General features: G+C 64.9%; 4 protein-coding genes. 2 read left to right on the top strand and 2 right to left on the bottom strand.

What is annotated here, in order from left to right; translation table 11 throughout:
* Together PGX04_RS02815 and PGX04_RS02810 are read right to left on the bottom strand one after the other, a co-directional pair.
* Positions 1 to 388 (bottom strand): DUF998 domain-containing protein (locus PGX04_RS02815; protein ID WP_273737124.1); only part of this gene is annotated, 388 nt, incomplete at its 3' end.
* Positions 389 to 578: 190 nt separating this feature from the next.
* Positions 579 to 1046 carry a DUF5793 family protein gene (locus PGX04_RS02810; protein ID WP_273737123.1) on the bottom strand — a complete coding sequence of 156 codons (468 nt, stop codon included), beginning with the start codon at positions 1044 to 1046 and terminating at the stop codon, positions 579 to 581.
* 73 nt (positions 1047 to 1119) lie between these two features.
* Between PGX04_RS02810 and PGX04_RS34350 the strand changes: the two genes are divergently transcribed.
* Positions 1120 to 1422 (top strand): hypothetical protein, encoded by a 303-nt coding sequence (locus PGX04_RS34350; protein WP_377042256.1) that lies wholly within the window; start codon positions 1120 to 1122, stop codon positions 1420 to 1422.
* A gap of 274 nt (positions 1423 to 1696) precedes the next feature.
* Positions 1697 to 2173: a 30S ribosomal protein S15 gene (locus PGX04_RS02800; protein WP_273737122.1), complete on the top strand. Its 477-nt coding sequence runs from the start codon at positions 1697 to 1699 to the stop codon at positions 2171 to 2173.
* Positions 2174 to 2271 lie beyond the last annotated feature (98 nt).

The following is a 2271-nucleotide window of genomic DNA, read 5'->3' as shown; positions in this document are numbered from 1 at the left end:
ACGGTGCCACGCCGAACCCGGTCAGCGCCGCGAACCCGTGCTTGCTCGTCTCGAGGTAGACCGCCGTATGGTCGAGGAAGAAGACGCCGACGCCGATCATCCCGGCGATCGCGACTGCGAGCAGGGCCACGCCGAGGCGCTCGACGGCGTTTCGGCTCGCGATCCAGAGCCGCCACCCGAACGGGAGGCCGACCAGCCCACCCAGGATCAGCCCGCCGTTGAACAGCAAGAACGTCGGGGCCCCGTACCGACCCATATCGGAGAGCGCCCGGTCCTGCCACGTGAACGTCTCCGGCGGGGCGACGATCGTCGCGAGGAAAATGGCCCCCACCGAGACGATCGGCCCGACGATCCCGCAGTACGTCGCGATCCGTCGCCTGTCCACCATAGCACTGGGTCGCCGGTGCGTCTCTATCAAACTGACTGTTCGGACCGCCGACGAACGTGCGAGGGGTGGCGCGTCAGTTCGCCAGCCGTTGCCCCGGTGGCGTGTACCGGAATCCGTTCTCCGTCGGGACGCAAGAAACGAGTGAAATCACCGGGCCAGTCCGAACGATGGGAACGAATCCTAATCGGGTCTATAGTTCGACGCCGCTGGGGATTAGACTGTGTTGCCGGAGCAGGCTCCCCTCGTCGTCGTAGACGAGAAACGTTCGTTTATCGTAGTCGACAAACGAGTCGCCGTCGAGCGTGATCTCGACCGCGTACCGGCCCTCGTCGTCGGCGGCATCGCCGTACCCGCGCGCGGCCTGAATGAACTGGAGGACGTCGTCGGCGTCCTCGTTGAGTTCGAGGATGAACTCGCCGGTGATACGATTGGTGACGCTCACTACCCCTGCAGTGTCGTCCCCCAGCGGCCCCTGTAATCGGAGGGCCACGTCCGTTTCGCTCGCCTCGAGAACGTCGCCGCCGGGACCGGTCAGGCGCTCGCGAAGCATCGTCGCCGGGCCGGTGAAATCGATCGATACCATGGGCTTTTTCGGTTCGCCGTCGGTCTCGACCCAGTCGATATGAGTGACATCTAACGTGAAGTGCTCGCGCCTCATTCCGTACCAGTTGCTTCGGACTCCCGCGGTATGAACGTAACGCACGACAAACTATACTAGCCACCGTAATTGATTGTACAATTCATCGATAGCGGACACGGCGGTCTGTCACACTGGTGAGAGCGGGCAGTCGACGTGCCGGTCGGCCGTCTCCTTTACGACAGTCGCGTCCGGCTCCGGAATCAGCGGCCCTTGCGGGTTCTCCCAGGTCAGTGCCGACGCCTACGCCACGCTGTTCTACCACGCGACCCTCGTTCAGGGGGCGTTCTCGGGGCTGATCGCCGGCCAGTTGAGCACCGGCGACATCGGAGCGGGTGCGAAACACGCCGCCGTCATGATCGGACTCTCCGTGCTGGTCTTCGCTCTGTTGCTCTGACCGGCAGCCCCGCGGCTGCCGCGGCGGACTCGCCCGTCCGCCCGACGACTGTGGTGGCGATGTAGAAACGCTTTAGTCCCCGACGCCGGAAGCGGTGGTGGGAAGCGCACGGCCGCAAATCCGACTGCGTCACCCCCTCTTTCGGGTGGCTTGGGATTGCGGAAGTGCACGGCGAGAGCCACGTACTGTCGGACAGCGTGACTCCCATCACGGGAGCAGCGACTGTCGCTCGACAGACGACACTCGCGGTCAGTGCGATTCCTATCCTCAACCAATGGCACGAATGCACACCCGCCGTCGCGGCTCGTCCGGTTCGGACAAGCCGTCGGCAGACGAACCGCCGGAGTGGAGCGACGTCGACTCGGACGATATCGAAGCCCGAGTCGTCGAACTGGCAGAACAGGGCCACGATCCCAGTCAGATCGGGATGAAGCTGCGTGACGAAGGCGTCACCGGCACGCCCGTCCCGGACGTCAAGCTGGCGACCGGGAAGAAGATCACCGAGATCCTCGAGGAGAACGACGCGCAAGCGGCGTTCCCCGAGGACCTCCGAAACCTCATGGAACGCGCCGTTCGACTGCGCGAGCACGTCCGCGAGAACCAGCAGGACTACCAGAACAAGCGCGCCCTGCAGAACACCGAAGCGAAGGTTCGCCGCCTGGTCAAGTACTACCGCGGCGACGAAATCGCGCCCGACTTCCAGTACTCCTACGAGGTCGCGACCGAGCTGCTCGAGCTCGAGGACGAGTAACACAGCATGTCCACCGAGGGTCGATCCGCCGAGCTGGCGTCCGCCACGAGCGCGCTCGAGAGCGCCGGCTTCGTCCGCCTGGTCGCCCGCGCCGACGG

It is taken from the genome of Natrinema soli (genome assembly GCF_028618695.1).
The sequence above is the reverse complement of the archived record's forward strand: the minus strand, read 5'-3'. Positions and strand labels throughout refer to the sequence as shown.